This window comes from Pseudochelatococcus lubricantis (assembly GCF_011762225.1).
Taxonomy (GTDB): Bacteria; Pseudomonadota; Alphaproteobacteria; order Rhizobiales; family Beijerinckiaceae; genus Pseudochelatococcus; species Pseudochelatococcus lubricantis.
Genome location: NZ_JAASQI010000005.1, coordinates 91,155 through 114,511, shown reverse-complemented (window position 1 = coordinate 114,511; position 23,357 = coordinate 91,155). Strand labels below are relative to the sequence as shown.

General features: G+C 67.7%; 22 protein-coding genes. 11 read left to right on the top strand and 11 right to left on the bottom strand.

The window, feature by feature from the left end:
* The first annotated feature begins 41 nt into the window (after positions 1–41).
* The 5 genes from aroB to FHS82_RS11705 all read left to right on the top strand — a co-directional run bounded on the left by aroB (position 42) and on the right by FHS82_RS11705 (position 4,979).
* A complete protein-coding gene (gene aroB, locus FHS82_RS11725; RefSeq protein WP_166952921.1) occupies positions 42–1,208 on the top strand; it encodes a 3-dehydroquinate synthase in 1,167 nt (388 codons plus the stop codon).
* Positions 1,198–3,741: a DUF3772 domain-containing protein gene (locus tag FHS82_RS11720; protein WP_166952918.1), complete on the top strand. Its 2,544-nt coding sequence runs from the start codon at positions 1,198–1,200 to the stop codon at positions 3,739–3,741. The genes aroB and FHS82_RS11720 overlap by 11 nt, the downstream gene beginning before the upstream one ends.
* A gap of 17 nt (positions 3,742–3,758) precedes the next feature.
* Positions 3,759–4,244 carry a CAP domain-containing protein gene (locus FHS82_RS11715; RefSeq protein WP_343042559.1) on the top strand — a complete coding sequence of 162 codons (486 nt, stop codon included), beginning with the start codon at positions 3,759–3,761 and terminating at the stop codon, positions 4,242–4,244.
* Positions 4,245–4,308: 64 nt separating this feature from the next.
* Positions 4,309–4,554, top strand: coding sequence for a type II toxin-antitoxin system VapB family antitoxin (locus FHS82_RS11710; protein WP_166952913.1), 246 nt, complete (start codon positions 4,309–4,311; stop codon positions 4,552–4,554).
* The gene (locus FHS82_RS11705; RefSeq protein WP_166953408.1) at positions 4,554–4,979 is read left to right on the top strand and encodes a type II toxin-antitoxin system VapC family toxin; all 426 of its coding nucleotides are present in this window, start codon (positions 4,554–4,556) and stop codon (positions 4,977–4,979) included. The genes FHS82_RS11710 and FHS82_RS11705 overlap by 1 nt, the downstream gene beginning before the upstream one ends.
* Before the next feature lie 36 nt (positions 4,980–5,015).
* Here FHS82_RS11705 and FHS82_RS11700 read toward each other — a convergent pair whose 3' ends face one another.
* From FHS82_RS11700 to phnF, 11 genes are all read right to left on the bottom strand, one after another.
* Complete coding sequence (locus FHS82_RS11700; RefSeq protein ID WP_166952910.1) at positions 5,016–6,599, bottom strand: peptide chain release factor 3; 1,584 nt, start codon at positions 6,597–6,599, stop codon at positions 5,016–5,018.
* A 78-nt stretch (positions 6,600–6,677) separates the two neighbouring features.
* On the bottom strand, positions 6,678–7,883 hold the full coding sequence (locus FHS82_RS11695) for a lytic murein transglycosylase (RefSeq protein WP_166952907.1): 1,206 nt from the start codon (positions 7,881–7,883) through the stop codon (positions 6,678–6,680).
* 87 nt (positions 7,884–7,970) lie between these two features.
* Positions 7,971–9,179, bottom strand: a complete 1,209-nt coding sequence (locus FHS82_RS11690) for an MFS transporter (protein WP_166952904.1) — start codon at positions 9,177–9,179, stop codon at positions 7,971–7,973.
* 127 nt (positions 9,180–9,306) lie between these two features.
* A complete protein-coding gene (gyrB, locus tag FHS82_RS11685; RefSeq protein WP_166952901.1) occupies positions 9,307–11,733 on the bottom strand; it encodes a DNA topoisomerase (ATP-hydrolyzing) subunit B in 2,427 nt (808 codons plus the stop codon).
* A 213-nt stretch (positions 11,734–11,946) separates the two neighbouring features.
* On the bottom strand, positions 11,947–12,501 hold the full coding sequence (locus tag FHS82_RS11680) for an RBBP9/YdeN family alpha/beta hydrolase (protein ID WP_166952898.1): 555 nt from the start codon (positions 12,499–12,501) through the stop codon (positions 11,947–11,949).
* Entirely contained in the window at positions 12,501–13,808 is a 1,308-nt protein-coding gene (gene purB, locus FHS82_RS11675; protein ID WP_166952895.1) for an adenylosuccinate lyase, read from the bottom strand. The genes FHS82_RS11680 and purB overlap by 1 nt, the downstream gene beginning before the upstream one ends.
* Positions 13,809–13,831: 23 nt before the next feature.
* A complete protein-coding gene (gene rpe / locus FHS82_RS11670) occupies positions 13,832–14,512 on the bottom strand; it encodes a ribulose-phosphate 3-epimerase (protein ID WP_166952892.1) in 681 nt (226 codons plus the stop codon).
* Between the two features lie 109 nt (positions 14,513–14,621).
* Positions 14,622–15,200: a cytochrome b gene (locus FHS82_RS11665; protein WP_166952889.1), complete on the bottom strand. Its 579-nt coding sequence runs from the start codon at positions 15,198–15,200 to the stop codon at positions 14,622–14,624.
* A gap of 106 nt (positions 15,201–15,306) precedes the next feature.
* Complete coding sequence (locus FHS82_RS11660; protein WP_166952886.1) at positions 15,307–16,353, bottom strand: MaoC family dehydratase; 1,047 nt, start codon at positions 16,351–16,353, stop codon at positions 15,307–15,309.
* A 71-nt stretch (positions 16,354–16,424) separates the two neighbouring features.
* Positions 16,425–17,723, bottom strand: coding sequence for an MgtC/SapB family protein (locus FHS82_RS11655; RefSeq protein WP_166952883.1), 1,299 nt, complete (start codon positions 17,721–17,723; stop codon positions 16,425–16,427).
* A gap of 10 nt (positions 17,724–17,733) precedes the next feature.
* Complete coding sequence (gene phnF / locus FHS82_RS11650; protein WP_166952881.1) at positions 17,734–18,522, bottom strand: phosphonate metabolism transcriptional regulator PhnF; 789 nt, start codon at positions 18,520–18,522, stop codon at positions 17,734–17,736.
* A 209-nt stretch (positions 18,523–18,731) separates the two neighbouring features.
* Here phnF and phnG point away from each other — a divergent pair, with 209 nt between their 5' ends.
* The 6 genes from phnG to phnL are packed head-to-tail and all read left to right on the top strand — an operon-like array spanning position 18,732 to position 23,327.
* Positions 18,732–19,202, top strand: a complete 471-nt coding sequence (gene phnG, locus FHS82_RS11645) for a phosphonate C-P lyase system protein PhnG (protein WP_281351119.1) — start codon at positions 18,732–18,734, stop codon at positions 19,200–19,202.
* A complete protein-coding gene (gene phnH / locus FHS82_RS11640; protein ID WP_166952875.1) occupies positions 19,202–19,822 on the top strand; it encodes a phosphonate C-P lyase system protein PhnH in 621 nt (206 codons plus the stop codon). The genes phnG and phnH overlap by 1 nt, the downstream gene beginning before the upstream one ends.
* A 2-nt stretch (positions 19,823–19,824) precedes the next feature.
* Complete coding sequence (locus tag FHS82_RS11635; protein WP_166952872.1) at positions 19,825–20,925, top strand: carbon-phosphorus lyase complex subunit; 1,101 nt, start codon at positions 19,825–19,827, stop codon at positions 20,923–20,925.
* Positions 20,922–21,845 carry an alpha-D-ribose 1-methylphosphonate 5-phosphate C-P-lyase PhnJ gene (locus FHS82_RS11630; RefSeq protein ID WP_166952870.1) on the top strand — a complete coding sequence of 308 codons (924 nt, stop codon included), beginning with the start codon at positions 20,922–20,924 and terminating at the stop codon, positions 21,843–21,845. The genes FHS82_RS11635 and FHS82_RS11630 overlap by 4 nt, the downstream gene beginning before the upstream one ends.
* Entirely contained in the window at positions 21,835–22,620 is a 786-nt protein-coding gene (phnK, locus tag FHS82_RS11625) for a phosphonate C-P lyase system protein PhnK (protein ID WP_166952867.1), read from the top strand. Before FHS82_RS11630 ends, phnK begins: the two co-directional genes overlap by 11 nt.
* A complete protein-coding gene (gene phnL, locus FHS82_RS11620; protein ID WP_166952864.1) occupies positions 22,617–23,327 on the top strand; it encodes a phosphonate C-P lyase system protein PhnL in 711 nt (236 codons plus the stop codon). Before phnK ends, phnL begins: the two co-directional genes overlap by 4 nt.
* Positions 23,328–23,357 lie beyond the last annotated feature (30 nt).

The following is a 23,357-nucleotide window of genomic DNA, read 5'->3' as shown; positions in this document are numbered from 1 at the left end:
CGCTGCCCGGCAGACCGGCCCCTACTGGAGACACAGCGACCATGACCGATGCCCCCGTTCCGCCCGTATCGCAGCCCGGTGCCGGCGCGGCCGCCGTCACGACGGTGCCGGTGGCGCTGGGGGAGCGCTCCTACGACATCCTGATCGGCCGCGACATCTCCGCCTTCGCGGTGCGTCGCGTCGCGGCGCTGGCGCCGGGCGGGGCGGTCGCCATCGTCACGGACGAGACGGTGGGCGCGCTGCATGGAGCACGAATCGCGGCTGCCCTCGAAGAGCAGGGCCTGCGGGTGGCGCGCGTCACGGTGCCGCCGGGCGAGGGCAGCAAGTCCTACGCGCAGTTCGCCGCCGTCTGCGATGCGATCATCGCGGCGAAGATCGAGCGCGGCGACCTTGTGCTGGCGCTGGGCGGCGGTGTCGTCGGTGACCTGGCGGGCTTCGCGGCCGCCTCTGTGCGCCGGGGCGTGCGTTTCGTGCAATGGCCGACGACGCTGCTGGCGCAGGTCGATTCGTCGGTGGGCGGCAAGACGGGCATTAACTCGCCCCACGGCAAGAACCTCGTCGGTGCCTTCCACCAGCCCTCGCTCGTGGTGGCGGACATGGCGCTGCTCGATACGCTGAGTGAGCGCGAGTTCCGCGCCGGCTATGCCGAGGTGGTCAAATACGGACTCATCGACGACCCGGCGTTCTTCGCCTGGTGCGAGCAGAACGGCAGCGCCGTCTTCCAGGCCGGGGAGGCCTGCGCCCGCGCGGTGGCGAAAAGCTGCACCGCGAAGGCGGCGGTCGTGGCGCGTGACGAGCACGAGAACGGCGACCGCGCCCTGCTGAACCTCGGCCACACCTTCGGCCACGCGCTGGAGCGCGCCTGCAACTACGACGGCGCCAGACTCGTGCACGGCGAGGGGGTGGCGATCGGCATGGCATTGGCGTTCCGCTTCTCGGTGAAGCTCGGCCTCGCCAACGGGCAGGACGCGCAGCGCGTGGCCCGCCATCTCGAAGCCGTCGGCCTGCCGACACTGCTGCAGGACGTGCCGGGCGACATCGGGGACGCCGACAGCCTGCTGGAAGCCATGGCGCAGGACAAGAAAGTGCGGCGCGGCGCACTCACCTTCATTCTGGCGCGCGGCATCGGCGAGAGCTTCATCGCCCGGGATGTGGCGCGGGAGGATGTGCGCGCCTTCCTGGAGGACGAGTTCGCCAATGCGCGATAGACGGACGCCGCCACCGCCGGGGGCGCTTCTGTCCCGCGTCCTCGGCATGCTCATGCTGGCGGTGCTCCTGACCTTCGGCGCACTCTCCGCCGTCATCGCCGACGACGTCCGTAGCCCCACTGCGGCGCCGGCCAAGGCATCCTCCGGCAAGGCCGCGGCCGACGCCAAGCCCGTCAATGCGCCCGCTCCAGCCGAAGTTCTGAACGCCGCCCGCACACAGCTGGAAGGGCTGGAAAACCGGCTCGCGTCCGAAACGCCGTCGGAGGACGAACTGCTTGAAATGCGCGGCCAGGCGGGCGAAACGGCAACGCGCATCCGCGCCGTCGTCAACGACCTGTCGCCCCGGGCGGCCGCCATCAACGCCCAGCTCGCGCAGCTCGGGCCGCGCCCGGCGGAAGGCGCGCCGCCGGAGGCCGAAACGACGGCACGCGAGCGCGAGGAGCGGGAGCGCAACCTCGCGGAGCTGCAGGCGGGCATCAGCCTGGCGGAGGCCCTGCTCGTCCAGACAGCGCAATTGACCACCGCGATCAACGACCACCGCCGCCTCGTCTTCGCCAACGAGCTGTTCGAACAGCGCCCGAGCCTGCTCAGCCCGTGGCTGTGGAAGGAGGCGATGGCCGGTGTGCCGGAGGCGCTGGAAACGGCCCGCGGCCTGTTCGGAAACTGGCTGGGACAGGCCGTCGAGCGGACGCGCAGCGGCAGGGCGGCGGCCACGCTCGCCTCTCTCGCCGTCTGGGCCGGCCTATACCGGCTTCAGCGCCGCTTCCTGCCCCAGCTCACGCATCGCGATCGGGAGGAGAAGAATCCGGAACGGCTGCGGCGCGTCATGAAGGCGCTCGGCCTCATCATCGGCGTGACGCTGCCGTTCGTTGCCGCGATCATCACCCTGTTCATGGCGCTCGACGCCGAGGGCCTGACCCAGGGGCGCATGGAAACCATCGTCGTCGGCCTGCTGCTCAGCGTCGGCTTCATCTTCTTCATGCGCGCCCTCACACGGGCTCTGCTCGCGCCAGGGCTGCCGTCATGGCGGCTGTTCGCCCTCGATGACGACACTGCGATGTGGCTCTATCGGGCCAGTGCGACGCTGACCGTCGTGCTCGTGGTGGGCAATCTGCTGCAGGACATCGTCGCGGCGATCGACTCCAATCTCGCGCTGGTGGCGCTGGCCGATGGCCTTGCCGCGTTCTCGTTCGCCGTCGTCATGTTCGTGACGCTGCAGGGGCTGCGGCGGCGCACCAAGCCCATCGAGGAGGATTTCGGCCCCTACGTGCCTTCGGAGCCGCAGCTCTGGAGCCTGCTGCGGGCAGCGGCGTGGCTGGCGACCTTCGCCATCATGCTGGCCGCACTGACGGGGTTCATCGCCTTCGCGTCGTTCATCGTCGATCAGGTCGTCTGGGTTTCCACCGTCGTGGGGCTGTTCTTCCTGCTGACCACGCTGATCGACGAGATCGCCATCGAGATGCCCCGGCGCAACTCGCGCGTCTCGCTTGTCCTGCAGACGAGCGTCGGCTTGCGCCGGCGCACGCTGGAGCAGATCGGCATCCTGTTCTCGGGCGTGATCAAGCTCATCCTGATTGCGCTCGGCGTCATGCTGATCCTCGCGCCGTGGGGCGTGGAATCGAACGACGTCTTTTCCTCCCTGCGGTCCGTGCAGAACGGCTTCACCATCGGCGAAGTGCGCATGTCTCCGGTAGAGATCCTGGGCGCGATCATCACCTTCGCGGTGACGCTGACGGTGAGCCGCATCATCCAGCGCTGGCTGTCCGCACGCTTCCTGCCATCGACGGGCCTCGACGTCGGCATCCGCAACTCGATCGCCACCGGCGTGGGCTATGTCGGCTTCTTCCTCGCCGTGGGGATTGCCTGCACGCAGCTCGGCCTAAGCCTGGACCGGGTGGCGATCGTCGCCGGCGCGCTGTCGGTCGGTATCGGTTTCGGCCTGCAGTCCATCGTCAACAATTTCGTCTCCGGCCTCATCCTGCTGTGGGAGCGCCCCATCAAGGTCGGCGACTGGGTGGTGGTTGGCCCGGAGGAGGGATACGTCAAGCGCATCAACGTGCGCGCGACCGAAATCGAGACATTCGACCGCGCGGCCGTGATCGTGCCGAATTCCAGCCTCGTGTCGGGAACCGTGAAGAACTGGCTTCACCGCGACAGGCTGGGGCGGCTCATCGTTTCCATCGGCGTGAGCTATACCGCCGATCCGGACGAGGTGCGCGAACTGATGCTGGCCTGCGCGAAAGCCCATCCACAGGTGCTGGACACACCCGCGCCCCACGTGCTGCTGATGGGCTTCGAGCCGACGATGCTGCGCTTCGAGCTGCGCTGCTTCATTCCCAACGTCGAGAACAGGCTGACAGTCTCCAGCGATCTCAGGTTCGCCGTACTGCGGACGCTGCGCGAGCGCGATCTCGTACCCGTGCGCCCGATGGTGTGGGAAGAGTGGAGGTTCGGGCGCGCCACACGGGCGGACGACGAGGGCGGATACAATCACCATCACGGACAGGACGATACAGGAGCGGCGACAACGTGATCATGGCGGGATTTTCCTTGACGAAGGCCGCACTGCTGGCCTGCCTTGCCCTGGGCCTTTCCTCCTGCGCGGAAAAGCCGCCGGTAACGGGCGTCGCGCCCTTCTACCGCCAGCTCGACCGGCAGGGCGCGGCGGTAGACGCCAACGCGGCGGCGGAAATCCTTTCCGCATACCGCCGCAACCACGGGCTCGGACCGCTCGCCGTCGACCCCGCGCTCACCGCCTTGGCACAGGCGAGCGCGTCCTCCGCCGCGCGCGCCGACAAGCCGGCGTCGGCCGATGCCCTGAAGGCACGGTTGACGGCGGCCGGGGTGAAGTCGCCGGGCATCAATCTTTCCGCCGGATACAGGACATTGGCCGAGGCATTCTCCGGCTGGCGTGAATCGCCGCAGCACAACCGCGTGCTGCTGCAGAACCCGGCAACCCGCTTCGGCATCGCGACGGCCTATGCGCCGGGCTCGAAGTACAAGGTGTACTGGGCGCTGGTGGTGGCGGGACCGTGACGGCCGAGCGACTCGCGGGGATATCCGTTTCATGATATATGAATATCCGAAGGAGATATCTGCCATGGCGCTTTTCATCCGCGACGCGGAGGTGGATGCCCTTGCGGAGGAGGTCCGCAAGCTCACCCGAGCCAAAACCAAAACCGAGGCCGTTCGCGATGCCCTGCAGGCCCGGCTTGCCGAGGCGAGGCGTGGCATGCCGTTAAGGGATCGCCTTGCGCGTGCCCGGGCGCTGGCCGACGCAATGGGGGCGAGCGATCCCGCCTTCGATATGAAATCCTACACGGACGACATGTGGGACAACGCCTGATGTTCGTGGATGCGTCCGCCATCGTCGCCATTCTCGGGCGGGAGCCGGGCCATGTGGAAATCGAAAAGCGATTGGCCCTGGCTGACGGCCCTTTCTTCGTTTCGCCTCTGGTCAGGTTCGAGGCCGCCGTCGCCCTTGCCCGGCAGAAGGCGACGGGATCGGGACCCGCGAAGCCATCGCCGCAGCTATTGCGGCAGGCGCAGGCGGCCGTGGACGCTTTCGTCGAGGCTCTCGACGCGCAGGAGATTGCCATCTCTCCCGAGATCGGGCAGGGGGCGCTGGAGGCAAGCGCGACCTATGGCAAAGCCGTGGGCCACGTCGCCGATCTCAATTTCGGCGATTGCTTCGCCTATGCCTGCGCTCGGGCACTGAATGTAGCCCTGCTTTACAAGGGCAACGATTTCACCCACACGGACCTTGCCTGACGCTTCCCGACGAGCCACGCTCGTCGGGAAGCGCTGTCACGCCTCCTGCACCTGATAATCCTTCACGTCCGTGAAGCGTATCTCCGGCCAGCGCTCGATCTCGTAGTTGAGCGAGAACGCCGTCGAGGCCATGAACACGGGCGCGCCGTCCAGATCCACGGCCAGCGCCGAGCCATTGGCGTTGATGAACTTGTCCAGTTCCCGCCGGTCGTCGCTGTCGATCCAGCGGCAGACGGAGAAGCGTGTCGTCTCGTAGTCGATCGGCAGGCCGTATTCGCCCATGAGCCGTGTCTTCAGCACGTCGAGCTGGAGTGCGCCGACGACGCCGACGATGGGAGAGGAACCATCCTGCGGAATAAAGAGCTGAACGACGCCTTCCTCCGCCATCTGCTGCAGGGCCTCGCGCAGCTTCTTGGCCTTCATGGCGTCGGTGAGTTTGATGCGGCGCATGATTTCCGGCGCGAAGGAGGGCACGCCCCGGAACACGATATCCTCGCCCTCGGTCAGCGTGTCGCCGATGCGCAGGGTGCCGTGATTCGGGATGCCGACTACGTCGCCCGCATAAGCCTCGTCCGCGATGGCGCGGTCCTGCGCGAAGAAGAACTGCGGCGCGGAAAGGCTCATGGGCTTGCCGGTGCGCACGAGCTTCGCCTTCATGCCGCGCGTGAGCTTGCCGGAGCAGATGCGCATGAAGGCAATGCGGTCGCGGTGGTTCGGATCCATGTTCGCCTGAATCTTGAACACGAAGCCGGTCATCTTCGGCTCGTCCGCCTGCACCATGCGGGTCTGCGCCTGCTGCTCGCGCGGCGGGGGCGCGAATGCCCCCATCGCGTCGATGAGGTCGCGCACGCCGAAGTTGCGCAGCGCGCTGCCGAAGAACACAGGCGTGAGATGCCCCTCGCGGAAGGCGGCAAGTTCGAACGGCCGGCAGCCCTCGCGCGCCAGTTCGATCTCCTCCAGCCACGCATCGCGCTCGTATTCGGGCACGAGCCCCGCAACGGCGGGATCGTCCGGGCCGCTCACGGAAATGGCCGGGCCGTCCTTGTCGATCTGCCGGATGGTGTTGTGCGCGAGGTCATACGTGCCCGCGAAGGTCTTGCCCCGGCTGATCGGCCAGTTGATGGGCGCGGTGTCGAGCGCCAGCGTCTTCTCGATCTCGTCGAGCAGGTCGAACGGGTCGCGGATCTCGCGGTCGAGCTTGTTGATGAAGGTGACGATCGGGATGTCGCGCAGGCGGCAGACCTCGAAGAGCTTGCGCGTGCGCGCCTCTATGCCCTTGGCCGCGTCGATCACCATCACCGCCGAATCGACGGCGGTCAGCGTGCGGTAGGTGTCCTCCGAAAAGTCCTCGTGGCCCGGCGTATCGAGCAGGTTGAAGACGTGGCCGTCATATTCGAACGTCATCACCGAGGTAACGACCGAAATGCCGCGCTCGCGCTCGATCCCCATCCAGTCGGATCGGGTCTGGACGCGGTTCTTCTTGGCCTTGACCTCGCCGGCAAGCTGGATCGCGCCACCGAAAAGCAGGATCTTTTCGGTCAGCGTGGTCTTGCCGGCGTCCGGGTGGGAGATAATGGCGAAGGTCCGGCGAAGGGCCTCCGGGGAAGATTTGTCGTTCATAGGATGCTGAATTGATGACGAAAAGCCGCTTGTCGCGCGAAACGGCCCACAATGCAAGCGGCGCGTGTTCCCGTCGTCTCACCTTCCGGTGCGCAGCTTCTCCAGCAGCGCGACCGTCGGGTAGCCATCAGCGGGCAGACCGTAGCGGAGCTGGGCCTCGCGCGTGCCGGCGCGCGTGTCAGCACCGATCATACCGTCGACCTTGCCCGCGCCGAAGCCGCGCGCGTTGAGCAGGCGCTGCAGTTCGCTGACCTGCTGCGGCCCCAGATGGTTGATCTTGCCACCCCGCCGCACGGGCGGCGCTCCGTCGAGCCTGTTGGCGAAATAGCCGACCGTGGTCACGTAGATAAAGGACTGGTTCCACTTCAGCAGCACGTGGAAATTGGGATAGGCGAGGAAGGCCGGCCCGTCCTTGCCCATCGGCAGCAGCAGGGACGATGAGAGGCCGTCAGCAGGCAGGCGCGAGCCGTCGGCACGGGTGACGCCGAGGCTCGCCCAGCGCGAGCGCGGTTGCCTGCGGTCGAGACCGGCCTGATCCCACGGCAGCTCCGCCGGCACGCGAACCTCCTCCAGCCACGGCTGGCCGCGTTGCCAGCCGAGCGTCGACAGATAGTTGCCGGCGGACCCCAGCGCATCGGCCGTATCGCGAATGAGGTCGCGCCGCCCGTTGCCGCTGTAGTCGAGCGCGTAGCGATAATAGTCCGAGGGCATGAATTGCACCTGGCCGATCTCGCCCGCCCATGCGCCGACCATCTGCGAGGGCGCGAGGTCGCCGCGCTCGATGAGCCGCAGCGCATCGAGCAACTGCCCGCGGAACAACTCCGGGCGGCGGCAGTCGTAGGCGAGGGTCGCGAGCGACCGCAGCGCGGGGAACTTGCCGTTGTTGGCGCCGAAATCCGTCTCCAGCCCCCAGAAGGCGGCGATGATGGAAGCAGGCACGCCGAACTGCGACTCGATCCTCTGGAAGGTGCCGCGGTGGACGCCGATCTGCTTGCGGCCCTGCTGAAGGCGCCCGGCCGAAACCATGCGGTCGGAGAACTGCAGGAAGCTCTGCCCGAAGACGCCCTGGCCGCGGTCCAGCGAGACGATCTTCGCATCGTAGGCGAGGCCGTCGAGTCCTGCGGAAACGGCGGCCGGCGAGATGCCGGCGGCCTGCGCCTCCTTGCGGACGCCTTCGAGCCATTGCCCGAAACCGCCTTCGCGCTGACACGCGGCCTGTGCCGCGCCGACCGATGCGGCAGCGGCCGCGCCCCACACAATCGCGTTCAAGATGAGACGACGCATGATCTCCCCCACGCCCAGCCTGTTCGGCCGCAGTTTGGCAGATGCGTCCACGCGGTCAAGAGGGAACGATGGCGATGCGCCGGACGGTCAGCGGCCGAACAGCCGCGGACCGAGCAGATGCAGGACGAGGCCGACCGACGAGAGCGCGATGCCGGCAATGCTCACACCGGCCCATCCCCCATACTGCCACGCCAGCGTGCCGATGGCGGAGCCCGACGTTCCGCCGATGAAATAGGCGGTCATGAAGATGGTATTGACGCGGTTGCGCGCATCGGGCTGAAGCGCGAAGATCCGTGTCTGGCTGGTGATCTGGACGCCTTGCAGGCCAATGTCGAGGAGGATGACGCCCGCCACGAGGCCGACGATGAGATGGCCGCTCACGCCCATGAGCATGAACGCCGCAACCATCAAAGCCATGGCGCTGCCGACGATGATGCGCGGCCGGACACGGTCGGCGAGGCGGCCCGCCACCGTGGCCGTCAACGCGCCGAACAGGCCGATGAGGCCGAACAGCCCCGCCACCGACGGTCCGTAGCCAAGCTCCGGGCTGGCGAGATGGGGCGTCAGCGTCGTCCAGAATACGTTGAAGGTGGCGAAGGCGAAGGCAGCGACCAGGGTCGCCTCACGCAGCACCGGCTCCGCCTGCCACAGCGGCAGCAGGGAGCGCATCAGCGCGCCGTAGCCGAGCGAGGACGTCGCGTCGAGCTTCGGGAAAGCGGCGCGCACCAGCCCCGCCACCAGCACCATGATGATCGCCGCGATCGCGAACATCGCCCGCCAGCCCGCGAATTCGGCGATGACGCCGGCGAACGCCCGCGCGCCCAGGATGCCGGTGAGCAGGCCCGACATGATGACACCGATGACGCTGCCGCGCCGCTCGGGAGAGGCAAGGGCCGCCGCCATCGGAATGATGTACTGGGCGGGAATCGATAGCACGCCGACGAAGAAGCTTGCCGTCAGCAGGAGCGCGAACGTGGGCGCGAGGCTCACCGCCACCAGCGCCACGGTCAGCAGCAGCATGATGCGCAGGATGAGGCTGCGCCGCTCGAAGCGGTCGCCCAGCGGCGCGAGCAGCGCGAGGCCGATGGTGTAGCCCGCCTGCGTCGCCGTGGCGATGAAACCGGCCGACGTCTCGGGCACCCCGAGGTCGCGCGCCATGAGCACCATCATCGGCTGGTTGTAGTAGATGTTGGCGACGGCGAACGCACAGGCGACAGCCATCGCAAACACCGTGCCGAAGCCCATCGGACGCCTGACGGGCTCGGCGGCCCGGGCAACAGTTTGGGCAACCGTCATGGTGAAGGCTCGCGCTGATGGAAGCGGCGACGACCGCCGCGCGCGAAAGGTGCAGGCAAAAGCGCGCCGGCGCAATCCCCCGCGGTGCATGGCGGATGCGCATGGTGCGTTTGCTGGCGCCCGCGCGTCAGATATCCAGATTGGCGACGTTCAGCGCGTTGTCCTGGATGAACTCCCGGCGGGGCTCCACCACGTCGCCCATCAGCTTGACGAAGATGTCGTCGGCCGCAGCGACCTCGCGGACGCGCACCTGCAGCAGCGAGCGGTTGTCGCGGTCGAGCGTGGTTTCCCACAACTGGTCCGGGTTCATCTCGCCGAGGCCCTTGTAGCGCTGCATCTGCAGCCCCTTGCGGCCGGAAGCGGTGATGCTCGCGAACAGGGAAACCGGGCCGGTGACGATGCTCGTCTCGCCCTTGCGGGTCAGCGCCGCCGGCTTGCCGTAGGCGTCCTGCAGGTGCGGCGATACCTCGTCGAGACGGCGGGCATCGGCGGATTCCAGCAAGGCGAGGTCGAGCAGCGCCACCTGCTTCACACCGCGCACCGTGCGCGAGAGCACGAAGCCGTCATCCGTGGCGCGGCCTTCCCAGCCGCGCTCGGTCTCGTCCGAGATCGCGTCGAGGCGGCGGGCGAGATAGGCCGCGGCCTCGCCGGCCTTCTCCGGGTCGTCCAGCAGCTGCGGGCGTAGCGCGCCGGCGATGGCCGCCTGCTCCACCACGACGCGGTTGTAGCGCGTATGCAGGTGATCGAGCACATGGCGCACCATGCGCGATTCCTCCACCAGCCTGCGCAGGTCCGCGCCCGCGCGCTCCTCGCCGCTGGCGACCTTGAGCACCGCGCCTTCGGTACCGGCCTCGATCAGGTAGTCCTCCAGCGCGCGCTCATCCCTCAGGTATTGCTGGGATTTGCCGCGCGTCACCTTGTACAGCGGCGGCTGGGCGATGAAGATATGGCCGCGCTCGATGAGTTCCGGCATCTGGCGGAAAAAGAACGTCAGCAGCAGCGTGCGGATGTGGCTGCCGTCGACGTCGGCGTCCGTCATGATGATGATCTTGTGGTAGCGCAGCTTCTCCGGCTTGAAGTCCTCGCGCCCGATGCTCGTGCCGAGCGCCGTGATGAGGGTGCCGATTTCCTGGCTGGACAGCATCTTGTCGAAGCGCGCCCGCTCCACGTTGAGTATCTTGCCTTTCAGGGGCAGCACCGCCTGGTACTCCCGGTTGCGGCCCTGCTTGGCGGAGCCGCCTGCCGAGTCGCCCTCGACGAGGAACAGCTCGGACTTCGCCGGATCACGCTCCTGACAGTCGGCGAGCTTGCCGGGCAGGGAGGCGACGTCGAGCGCGCCCTTGCGGCGCGTCAGCTCGCGCGCGCGCCGCGCCGCCTCGCGGGCAGCCGCCGCCTCGACCACCTTGGTCATCACGACCCTGGCGTCGGCCGGGTTTTCCTCGAACCACGTCGCCAGCGTCTCGTTCAGCACGCTCTCCACCACCGGGCGCACCTCGGAAGAGACGAGCTTGTCCTTCGTCTGGGAGGAGAACTTCGGATCGGGCACCTTGACGGAGACGATGGCGGTAAGGCCCTCGCGGCAGTCGTCGCCGGTCAGCGAGACCTTTTCCTTCTTCGCGGTGCCGGACGATTCCGCATAGCCCGTCACCTGCCGGGTGAGGGCGCCGCGGAAGCCCGCGAGATGCGTGCCGCCGTCGCGCTGCGGAATGTTGTTGGTGAAGCAGAGCACGTTTTCGTGGTAGCCGTTGTTCCACCACAGCGCGACCTGCACCTCGATGCCGTCGCGCACGCCCTGCACCACGATCGGCCTGGCGATCAGCGGCTGCTTGGTGCGGTCAATATAACGGACGAAAGCCTCGATGCCGCCCTCGTAGTGCAATTCCTCCACCTTGCGCTCCGCCGAGCGGTTGTCGGTGAGGACGATGCGCACGCCGGAATTGAGGAAGGCGAGTTCGCGCAGGCGGTGTTCCAGCGTGGTGTAGTCGTACTCGGTCATGGAGAAAGTTTCCGTGCTCGCCAGAAACGTCACCTCCGTGCCGCGCCGGCCGGCCGCCTCGCCGACGACGGCAAGCGGCGCCACTGCCTCGCCACGGCGGAACTCGATGAAATGCTCCTTGCCGCCGCGCCAGATGCGCAGCTTCAGCCACGTGGACAGCGCGTTGACGACGGAAACGCCGACGCCGTGCAGGCCGCCCGACACCTTGTAGGAATTCTGGTCGAACTTGCCGCCGGCGTGAAGCTGGGTCATGATGACCTCGGCCGCCGAAATGCCTTCTTCCGTATGGATGGCGGTGGGAACGCCGCGCCCGTTGTCGGTGACGGTGACGGAGCCGTCGGCATTCAGCGTCACCGTGACCAGATCGGCATAGCCCGCCAGCGCCTCGTCGATGGCGTTGTCCACGACCTCGTAGACCATGTGGTGCAGGCCGGAGCCGTCGTCGGTATCGCCGATATACATGCCCGGCCGTTTGCGAACAGCATCGAGCCCCTTCAGCACCTTGATCGAGTCGGCTCCGTATTCATCAGGCTGAAGCTCGCGGGCGGGTTCGGACATTACGCTTCCTTGCGGTATGCACGCCATCGGGGCGTGAGAACATGAACTTGCGCCGGGACCGGGGCCCGGCACGGGCCGGGATCCGGCCGGTGACCGAATCGTCACACGGCTGCCTTGCTAATGTAATGATCGGGACACGAAAAAGCACCCGTCACAGACGATTTCATCATCCGGTCCCGGTGCTTAACATCTGTAATGTGCGCCGCCGGCCGGTCAGCCGAGGCGGCCGAGAAACTGGCCGAGCCGCATCAGCCCTTCCGGCCACGGCCCATGGCCGGAAGCGGCGTTGAGATGGCCGACTTCTCCGGCATCGACAATCTGCGCCCCCCAGTCGAGCGCTATTTCCTGCGCGCGGGAAAATGAGCAGAAAGGATCGTTGCGGCTTGCCACGAACAATGACGGAAAGGGCAGGGGCTCTGTCGGAACCGGCCCGAAGCGGGCGACCTCCGCCGGCATGCCTTCCGCCTGCTCGGCATCCGGCACCGCCACCAGGAAGCCGCCGATCACCTTGCCCGACGCGAACTCCGGCGCCGCATGGGCAGCCGTTAGCGCACCCAGGCTGTGGGCGACAATGACCGCGGGCCGCGTCGTCGCCGCGACGGCCTGCACGAGCGTATCCACCCATGCCTCGCGATCGGGCGCATTCCAGTCCACCTGCGCGACGCGCGTCGCCGTCGACAGCCGATCCTCCCAGCGGGATTGCCAGTGACCTTCGTCCGAGCCGGAAAGCCCCGGCACGATCAGCACGTCGCATTCAGAAATGCGCATCACGATTCTCCGAACACCCGCCGGAAGATGGTGTCGACGTGCTTGAGGTGATAGCCGAGGTCGAAATTTTCCTCGATTTCAGCTTCCGAAAGAGCGGCACGGACATCCTTGTCGTTTTTCAGCAGCGTCAGGAAATCGCCTTCCCCGCGCCATACGGGCATGGCGTTGCGCTGCACGAGCCGATACGCATCCTCACGCGAGATGCCCTTCTGCGTCAGCGCCAGCAGCACCCGCTGAGAGTGCACCAGCCCGCCGAGCTTGTCCAGATTGGCCTGCATATTCTCCGGATAGACCACCAGCTTGTCGATGACGCCGGCGAGCCGCGCCAGCGCGAAATCGAGCGTCACCGTCGCATCCGGACCGATCATGCGCTCGACGGACGAATGCGAGATGTCGCGCTCGTGCCACAGTGCGACGTTCTCCATCGCCGGCAGGGCGTAGGCGCGCACCATGCGGGCAAGGCCGGTGAGGTTTTCCGTCAGCACCGGGTTGCGCTTGTGCGGCATGGCCGAGGAGCCCTTCTGCCCCTCGGAGAAATACTCTTCCGCCTCGTAAACCTCGGTGCGCTGGAGATGGCGCACCTCGACGGCGAGCCGCTCGATGGAGGAGGCGATCACCGCGAGCGTCGCGAAATACATCGCATGCCGGTCGCGCGGAATGACCTGCGTCGAGACGGGCTCGACCGCGAGGCCGAGCTTGTCCGCCACATAGGCCTCCACGGACGGATCGATGTTGGCGAAGGTGCCGACCGCGCCCGAAATGGCGCAGGTCGCCACCTCGCGCCGCGCCGCCACGAGCCGCTCGCGCGCGCGGGAAAACTCGGCATAGGCCTGCGCCAGCTTCAGGCCGAAGGTGACCGGCTCGGCATGGATGCCGTGCGAACGGCCGATGGTGGGCGTGAGCTTGTACTCGAAGGCGCGCCGCTTCAGCGCGGCGAGCAGGGCGTCGAGATCGGCGAGCAGGATATCCGCGGCGCGCACGAGCTGGACGTTGAGGCAGGTGTCGAGCACATCCGAAGAGGTCATGCCCTGATGCACGAAGCGCGCCTCCGGGCCGACGATTTCGGCTAGATGCGTCAGGAAGGCGATGACGTCGTGCTTGACCTCGCGCTCGATGGCGTCGATGCGGGCGACGTCGAACGTGGCCTCCGAGCCCTTTTCCCAGACGATCTCCGCCGCCTCCTTCGGCACGACGCCGAGATTGGCGAGCGCGGTGGTGGCATGCGCCTCGATCTCGAACCAGATGCGGAACTTCGTCTCCGGCGACCAGATGGCGACCATCTCGGGGCGGCTGTAACGCGGGATCATCTCTTTTCCTTACGCAGTATTCGTCAGATCCATTCACCAATAGCGGATTCAGCCGCCTTGCGAATGGCGGAAATATTGTCGGCATACGCCGCAGCGCCGCCCCTGAACACGGCGGAACCGGCGACGAGCGCCCGCGCGCCCGCGCGCGCCACGGCTGGCGCGGTCTCGCTGGTGACGCCGCCGTCGACCTCGATGACGACCGGGCGCTCGCCGACCAGCGCGCGTACCTTCGCCACCTTCTCGACCGCGGAAGGAATGAAGGACTGGCCGCCGAAGCCCGGATTGACGCTCATGATGAGGATGAGATCGACATCGTCGAGGACGTGTTCGAGCACGCTCACGGGCGTCGCCGGGTTGAGCGCCACGCCCGCCTTCTTGCCCAGGCCGCGGATGGCCTGCAAGGTGCGGTGGAGATGCGGCCCCGCCTCGGCATGGACGGTGATGATGTCCGCGCCCGCTTCCGCGAAGGCCGGCAGGTAGGGATCGACGGGCGCGATCATGAGATGCACGTCGAGGATTTTCGGGGTCAACGGCCGGATGGCGCGCACCACCTCCGGACCGAAACTGATGTTGGGGACGAAATGGCCGTCCATGACATCGACATGCACCCAGTCCGCTCCCGCGCGGTCGATGGCCTGCACTTCCTCGCCGAAACGGGCAAAATCGCTGGCGAGGATCGAAGGGGCGATGAACAAGGACGACATGCTGCGCACCGGATGACACATTCAGGGAAACACGTCAGGCGCGTAGCATGTCAGTGGGCGGAGCGCAATGCGCCGCGCCGGAAGGCAGGCGCGCTCCCGGCGCAGGCACTCATCCGGCGGCCGATGCGGCTGCGCGGACCCGCGCCCCGCGGCCCGGGATCATGCGGCTCGCAACATCGTCGCGCCAGACGAACCGGTGCACCAGCACCATGCCGACATGGCCGGCGATCAGCGAGAGCAGCACCCAGGCGAGCACACCGTGCAGCGCGTTCGCCGGCGCCATGAGCCACGCGATCTGCTCTCCCGTCGCGGGGAACAAGGGAATGCCGAAAGGCTGGAAGCCGCGCCCGGAGCCGTAGGCGCGCATCAGCGCCAGCGCCGGCACGATGAACATCAGCGCATAGAGGGCGAGATGCCCCGCTTTTGCCAGCAACCCGAGCAGTCCCGGCTCGTAGGCAGGGCGGCGTTCCCGATTCGCGAGCCCCCATAGAAGCCGCGCGACGATCAGGACGAAGAGGAGGGCGCCCAGTGGCGCGTGCGTGCCGACGAAGAGGGAAACCAGCGGCGCGCGCCCGAAGGCGACGCGGGCGGCCATGCCCGTGAACTGCCACAGAAGCAGGCCCGCCATCACCCAGTGCAGGATGCGGCTTACGAGGCCGTATTTCTCTCGCGTATCGCGCCATTCCATCGCCGTCGTGCTCCGACATTTCAGTAGCTGCCGAATCCGCATGGATTCGGCAGCTGTCTAACAGAGCCCGACAGCTGCGCCGAATAACAATGACGTGTCGGGCCGGTCAGTCCGCGCCGCGCCGCTCCCAGAACACCGCGCCGTCGAAGCTGAACACAGGCTCGCCCCGGGCATTGGTGGCCGAGTTCACGGTGCTGACGATGCCCCATCCGGGCCGGGAGGACGAGATGCGCTTGTCGGCGACACGGCTGTGATAGGTCAGCACGTCGCCGGCATAGACGGGGCGCCGCCAGCGCAGGTTGGTGAAGCCCGGGGAGGGGCCCAGCCGGCCGACTTCCGCGCCCGCCTCCCGCGCGCGACGCGCCTCGGCCCTCCGGTGCGCCACTGTCAGCTTCATCCACACCGACGCGGTATGCCAGCCGGAGGCGCACAGCCCGCCGAAATGCGTCTCCCGCGCCGCGTCGGGATCGGTGTGGAAGGGCTGCGGATCGAAGGCCCGCGCGAAACGGATGATTTCCTCGGCGGAGAAATGATGGCTGCCGATCGACGCCGTGTCGCCGATCTCGAGATCGTCGAACCACACGCGCGCAGGAGTGTCGGGCGCGCCGCCGGGCTGCTGCGCCGCGTCGGCCGCCGGGCTCTCCTGCGTGCCCTGCGACGCCGGCGCGGGCTCCCCGTTCAGGTTTTCGGCGTTCCGGTTCTGCCACGCCTCGCGGCGGCCGAACATCACCCAGCAGTCCTGCCGGTAGACGGTTTCGTCCTTCTGATTGAACACGTCGAAGACGAAGTTGACGAGCCCCATCTCCGGGCGGCTGCGCGAGGTGCGCGTCCCGGCAATGGTCTGGCGCAGTTGCAGCGTGTCGCCCGGCAGCACCGGCCGCACCCACAGCCCCTGATCGACGCCGGGCGAGCCCATGCTGGAGGAGCCGGCGAGCACATTGTCGTAGAACATGCGCATGGCGATGGAACAGGTATACCAGCCGGAGCCGATCAGTTGCCCGGCGAAAGTCTCGCGCGCCGCCTGAGGGTCCACATGCATGGGCTGGGCGTCGAACTCCTGCGCGAAGGCGACCATGTCGTCCTCGCCCACGGTTCGCTTGCCGTAGGTGGTGACGTCACCGGCGACGAAGTCCTCGAAAACATTGGCAGGCATCTTTCACCTCTTGCACGCTTCCGTATGCCGACGGCTGGCCCCGCCGTTCCCTAACGCTTGTTTGTTTCTTGCTACACCAGTGTGAAGGCGGCCACAAGAGCGCCCGCGACGAGCGACGCGACCGAGACGGCGGCAATCAGGAGGCCGTAGCGCCGCGATCCGAGCGCGACACTATAGACCATCTTGGCGATGATATTGGTCGTGATCGCCGCCAGAATCGCCAGCTCGCGCGTGCCCGCCGATAGCGTGGCGTCGGTGAGACGGGTGATCGACAGGATGACGGAATCGATATCGACGAGGCCCATGATCACGGAGACCACGATCGTTCCCCTGTCGCCGAAGGCCGCGGCCGCCACGCGCGCGGCGACGGTGGCGAAGGCGATGACCGCGGCGAGCTTGAGCACCGAGCCGATCTCGAACGGATTTTCCGGGCCGGGCGCTTCGCCGTCCACGGGCAGGGCGCCGTTCGCATCCGGCACGCTCCTGACCGCGCAGACGATCGCCGCGCAGACGAGCACGACGGCGATGCCGGCGAGTGCCGGCAGCAGCGTCGACAACATGGCGGGCGCAAAGAGCATGACGAGCACGATGCCGCGCGCGACCGACACGGCGCTCGCGGCCAGCGCGCCGGCGGCGACGGTCTGGACCGGCGCCGTGCCGGACACTGAATCGCGCGCCGACGTCAACGCCACCGCCGTCGATGAGACGAGGCCGCCGGCGATGCCGGCGATCAGCGGCCCGCGCGAAGTGCCGAAAAGGCGCACCGCGGCATAGCCGACGAACGACACGCCGGCGAGCGCGATCGCGAACACCCAGATCTCGGCGGGATTGACTGTGTTGAAGGGATCGATCGTGCGGTTCGGCAACAGCGGCAGCACGATGAAGGCCATCGCGAGCAGAAAGATCGCCGAACGTAGTTCCGGCCATGTCAGCCGGGCCACGAAGGCGTGCAGGGTCTCGCGGCTCGCCAGCACGACGGTGAGGGCGATGGCCGCGCCCCCGGCCGTCGCGGGATCGCCCAGAACGGCGAAGCACCCGAGCAGGAACGTCGCCTGCCCCGCGACCACGCTGGTGACGCTGAAATCGTGCTCCTCCTGCAACTCGCGCCATTTGAACAGGCCGAGGACGGCGGAGAACGCCAGAAAGACCGCGCCGGCCAGGATGGCGGCGGAGAGCGACGGCGCCGGCGAGGCCGCCTGTGCCACCGCGCCGGCGAGGCCGCCAAGAAGGCCGGTGATGCCGAAGGTGCGGATGCCGGCCGTGCGCGCGCCCGGCGCCTCTCCACGTTCGCGCCAGTGCCTCTCCGTGCCCACGAGCAGGCCGATGGCGAGCGCGAGGCCGAGCTGGAACAGGAGCGATTCCGTGTTCATCGGTGCGGCTTCAGCACTGATCGTCGCTGGAGACGACGAGTTCGACCCTGTCGGCCGCAAACGCCGTCTGGGCGAGCAGGATCGGCACACCATCCACGCAGACATCGACGCCGGTGGCGGTGATGACCAGCCGGCCGGGCGCGAGGTTCAGATGCGCCGCCTCCTCACCGGTCGCCGTGCGGGCGGAAATGCGCGTCTCCAGTCGCCGGTAGTCGGCAACGCCGCAAGCAGCGAGCGCCGGCGTCACCGCCAGATGGCTGCGGTAGGTGTCGACGAACGCCGCGAAGCGCGGCAGCGGCATATACATCACGCCGCAGGAAACCGGCGTGGCGTCCGCGAAGCGCCGGGACCTCACCGCCAGCACCGGCGAGGCCGCCACCACCGACAGGGCGCGCGCGACCAGCGGAGTCGCGGGTATTTCCTCCGCGCCGAGAAACTCGCCACCGGGCTCCAGATGCTCCCGCAGGATGTTTTCGGAGAAGCGGGTGCGCGGACCGATGGGATAGGAGAGAGGCCTGTTCTCGACAAAGGTGCCGCGCCCCTGATTCGCCCGCAGCAGTCCCCGCTCCGCCAGCGCCGCCAGCGCCCGGCGCACCGTGTGGCGGTTGACGCCGAAGCGCGCCGAAAGCTGCGCCTCCGTCGGCAGTTGCGTGCCGGGCGCAAGACGCTGCGTCGCGATATCCGCCTCGATCTCGTCAGCGATGCGCCGCCAGGCCGCCACGCCCTCGCCGCGCACGAGCGGCGAGGCAGGCGGCTCGAAAATGCCGCCGAAAGCCGGGGCTTCGTTTCCTGTCGTCATCTGCCGGTCGTCCATTTCCCATACGTTCCGATACTCGTTCCGCCGCTCAGACCGCGCCGGATGACGCTGTCACCAAACCTTCATTGGATTCCCGGATCGAGTTGTCTATAAATAGAGACAAATTCAACCGCCGGGCAACCCCCGCATCGAACCGCAGCGGCGTTATCGTTCCTGATCTCGCTGTCACCTGCAATATCAAATGACGAAAAATGGCTGACGCTGAAAACGATAATACCGACTCTGCCGGGCTCAGGGCCCGGCGACGGGTCATGGCGCTGTGCGCCGCGGCAACACGGAGCGATCTTCAGGCGGTACTCGGCACGCTCGCGCCGATATCTCCCGCCGCCGATCTTCGCGTCCCCGAAACCGGGCTCGTGATGGTGCAGGGGCGCATGGGCGGCGACGGCGCTCCCTTCAACGTGGGCGAGGCCACGGTGTCGCGTGCGGCCGTCCAGGTCGGCGAGCGCAGCGGCTTCGCCTACCATCTGGGGCGCGACCAGACGAAGGCGCGGCTGGCGGCCATCGTCGACGCCCTGTGGCAGGACGACAACCGCCGCGCCGCCGTGGAGACCGCCCTTGCCGAAGTCGAGGCGCGTCTTGAGGCGGAGGCCGCGGTGCGCGCCGCGCAGACGGCGGCGACGCGGGTCAATTTCTTCACCATGGTGCGGGGAGACGACTGATGACAGCCACTCTCCCATCCGGCGCCGGCTTCACGGATGCCGTGGGCCAGACGCAGGCTCTGTTCCGCGTCCTCATGGACGCCATGGCGCGCCCGGGCAGCATCGGGCGCATGCCGTTCGATCTGGCGCCGCCCGCGCCGCTGACGCCGGAACTTGCAGCGATCGCGCTGACCATGGCGGATCAGGAGGCTTCCCTGTGGCTCGATCCGGGCTTGTCGGCAGTCGATGCCGTGGCCCGGTATCTGCGTTTCCACACGGGTGCGCCGCTCACTGACGATCCCGCGCAGGGCGCCTTCGCGCTGATCGGCGACCCGCGCCACATGCCGCCGCTCGACGCTTTCTCGCAGGGGCTGGAGGACTATCCCGACCGCTCGACGACGCTGGTGATCGCGGTGGAGGAACTCGCCGCCGCGACACCGGACAATGCGCGCGCCTTCGTGCTCGAAGGTCCGGGCATCGCGGAGCGGGCGGCGTTCATCGCCTCACCGCTGCCGGACGATTTTCGCGCGCAGCTGCAGCGCAACCGCGCACGCTTCCCGCGTGGCGTCGATTGCCTGTTCGCGTGCGCGGGGCGGATCGCCGCCATTCCGCGTTCCTCGACCATTATCGGAGGGGTGTGACCATGTATGTCGCGGTCAAGGGCGGCGAGGCCGCCATCGACAACGCCCACACGCTGCTCGCCCACACGCGGCGCGGCGCTCCGGAGGTGCCCGAGATCACGCCGGCGCAGATCGCCGGGCAGCTCACGCTCGCGGCCGAGCGCGTCATGGCGGAGGGCTCCCTCTACGATCCGGCACTCGCGGCGCTCGCCATCAAGCAGGCGCGCGGAGACCTCGTGGAGGCGATCTTCCTGGTGCGCGCCTTCCGTACCACGCTGCCGCGCTTCGGCCAGTCCGTGCCGCTCGACACGTCGGCCATGGCCATCGAGCGGCGCATCTCGGCGACCTACAAGGACCTGCCGGGCGGGCAGGTGCTGGGGCCGACGTTCGACTACACGCATCGCCTGATCGACTTCCTGCTGGAGGCCGGGGCCGAGGTGCCGGAACCCGCACGGGCCGACGCCGGCGACGCCGTCGTCGCACCGCGGGTGACGGACCTGCTCGACGGCGAAAGCCTGATCGAGCGCGAGACGCGAGCGGACGACGCGCCCGCGCCGGACATCACCCGCGAGCCCATGGAGTTTCCGGCCTCGCGCGATCAGCGCCTGCAGGTGCTGGCGCGCGGCGACGAGGGTTTTCTGCTGGCGCTCGGCTATTCCACCCAGCGCGGCTACGGGCGCACGCATCCCTTTGTGGGCGAAATCCGCTTCGGCGAGGTGGCGGTGGAATTCGTGCCCGAGGAACTGGGCTTTCCCGTGCCGCTCGGCAACGTCCGTCTCACCGAATGCCAGATGGTCAACCAGTTCACGGGCTCGGCGGACAAACCGCCCCAGTTCACGCGCGGCTACGGCCTCGTGTTCGGACAGGGCGAGCGCAAGGCTATGGCGATGTCGCTGGTCGACCGGGCGCTCCGCGCGCACGAGTTCGGCGAGGAGAGCGGCGCTCCCGCGCAGGATGAAGAATTCGTTCTATCCCATTGTGACAACGTACAGGCGACAGGTTTCGTGGAGCATTTGAAACTGCCGCACTACGTGGATTTCCAGGCCGAACTCGAACTCGTCCGCCGCATGCGCGCGGAATACGCGGCGCGGGAAGAGCGGGTAGAAGAGGAGGCGCGGGAATGAGCGCTGCAGAGACCGGGCCGACCCACGGCTACAACTTCGCCTATCTCGACGAGCAGACGAAGCGCATGATCCGGCGCGCGATCCTGAAGGCGGTCGCCATTCCCGGCTATCAGGTGCCCTTCGCCTCGCGCGAGATGCCGATGCCGTACGGCTGGGGCACGGGCGGTGTGCAGGTGACGGCCGCGATCATCGGGCGCTGCGATACGCTCAAGGTTATCGATCAGGGCTCCGACGACACCACGAACGCCGTATCGATCCGCAAGTTCTTCGCGAAGACCGCGGGCGTCGCGACGACGACGCACACCGCGGAGGCCACCATCATCCAGACGCGCCACCGCATTCCGGAGCACACGCTGAAGGCGGGGCAGATCCTCGTCTATCAGGTGCCGATTCCCGAGCCCCTGCGGTTTCTGGAGCCGCGCGAGACCGAGACGCGCCGGCTGCACGCCCTCAAGGACTATGGCCTGATGCAGGTCAAGCTCTACGAGGACATCGCGCGCCACGGCCACATCGCCACGACCTACGCCTATCCGGTGGAGGTGGCGGGGCGCTATGTGATGGATCCTTCGCCCATCCCGAAGTTCGACAATCCTAAAATGAATATGAGCGAAGCGCTGCAACTCTTTGGCGCAGGCCGTGAAAAGCGCATCTATGCCGTGCCGCCGCACACCAATGTCCGCAGCCTCGATTTCGAGGACCACCCGTTCCGGGTGCAGCAGTTCGCGACGCCCTGCGCCCTGTGTGGGGCCGAGGGCGTCTACCTCGACGAAGTCGTGCTCGACGATCGGGGCGGGCGTATGTTCGTGTGTTCCGATACGGACTTCTGCGAGGAGCGGCGCGCGCAGGGTTTCACGGGCACGATGTCGCCGGACTGGAAGGGCGAGGGCGCGAATGGCGGGAGGCAGGCGAATGAGCGTTGACGACGACCGGCCGCTGCTCTCGACACGCGGCCTGACCAAATATTACGGCAACCGCATCGGCTGCGCCGACGTCAGCTTCGATCTCTACGAAGGCGAGGTGCTGGCCATCGTCGGCGAATCGGGGTCCGGCAAGTCCACGCTGCTGTCGCTGCTCGCCAACGAACTCGCGCCGACTTGCGGCACCGTGCTCTACCGCATGCGCGACGGAGAGACGCGCGATCTCGCCACCCTGTCGGAGTCCGAGCGCCGGCTGCTGCTGCGCACGGACTGGGGCTTCGTGCGGCAGGATGCGCGCGAGGGCCTGCGGATGGGCGTGTCCGCCGGCGGCAACGTCGGTGAGCGGTTGATGGCGGTCGGCAGCCGCCATTACGGCCGCATCCGCGCCACGGCGGGCGATTGGCTGCAGCGGGTCGAGATCGACACCGCGCGCATCGATGACACGCCGCGGAGCTTTTCCGGCGGCATGCGCCAGCGCTTGCAGATCGCACGCAATCTGGTGACGGGACCACGCCTCGTCTTCATGGACGAGCCGACCTCCGGCCTCGACGTCTCCGTGCAGGCGCGGTTGCTTGATCTGGTGCGTTCCCTGGTGCGCGAGATGGGGCTCGCCGTGATTATCGTCACGCATGACCTCGCCGTCGCACGATTGTTGTCTCACCGAATTATGGTCATGCGCGCGGGTCACGTGATCGAAGCCGGCCTGGCGGATCAGGTGCTGGACGACCCCCGCGAAGCCTATACCCAACTTCTCGTTTCATCGGTGCTGGCGGCATGAGTACGCAACCTGTTCTGATTCTCGACAACGTTACCAAGAGCTTCACGCTCCATCTGCAGGGCGGCACGCGCATCGGCGTGGTCGCGGGCGTGAGCTTCAGCGTCGAGCCGGGCGAGTGCGTGGTGCTGGGCGGCCCCTCGGGCGCGGGCAAGTCCTCCATCCTGAAGATGATCTACGGCACCTACCGCTGCGATAGCGGCGCCATCCTCGTCGACGACCGCGGCACCTACGTCGACGTGGCGTCGGCCTCGCCGAGGCGGGTGCTGGCGCTGCGCCGCTCGGCGATGGGGTATGTCAGCCAGTTCCTGCGCGTCATTCCGCGCGTCCCCACGCTCGAAATCGTCGCGGAGGCGGCGCGCGAGGGCGGCGTGGAAGCCGAGGAGGCGCAGGCGCGGGCGCGGCATCTGCTGGCCATGCTCAACGTGCGCGAGAGCCTGTGGTCGCTGCCGCCTGCCACCTTTTCCGGCGGCGAGCAGCAGCGGGTGAACGTGGCGCGCGGGCTCGCGGCAGAGCGGCCGCTGCTGTTGCTCGATGAGCCGACCGCCTCCCTGGACGCGGACAACCGGAAGGTGGTCGTCGACCTCATCAACGAGCGCAAGCGCCGCGGGATGGCCATGATCGGCATTTTCCACGATGAGGACGTGCGCGCGCAGGTGGCGGACCGTATCATTGATATTCGCCACTTCGCCGACTCACATGCCGCCTGAGCCGGCCCCCGACGCGAGAGCCTCAAAAAG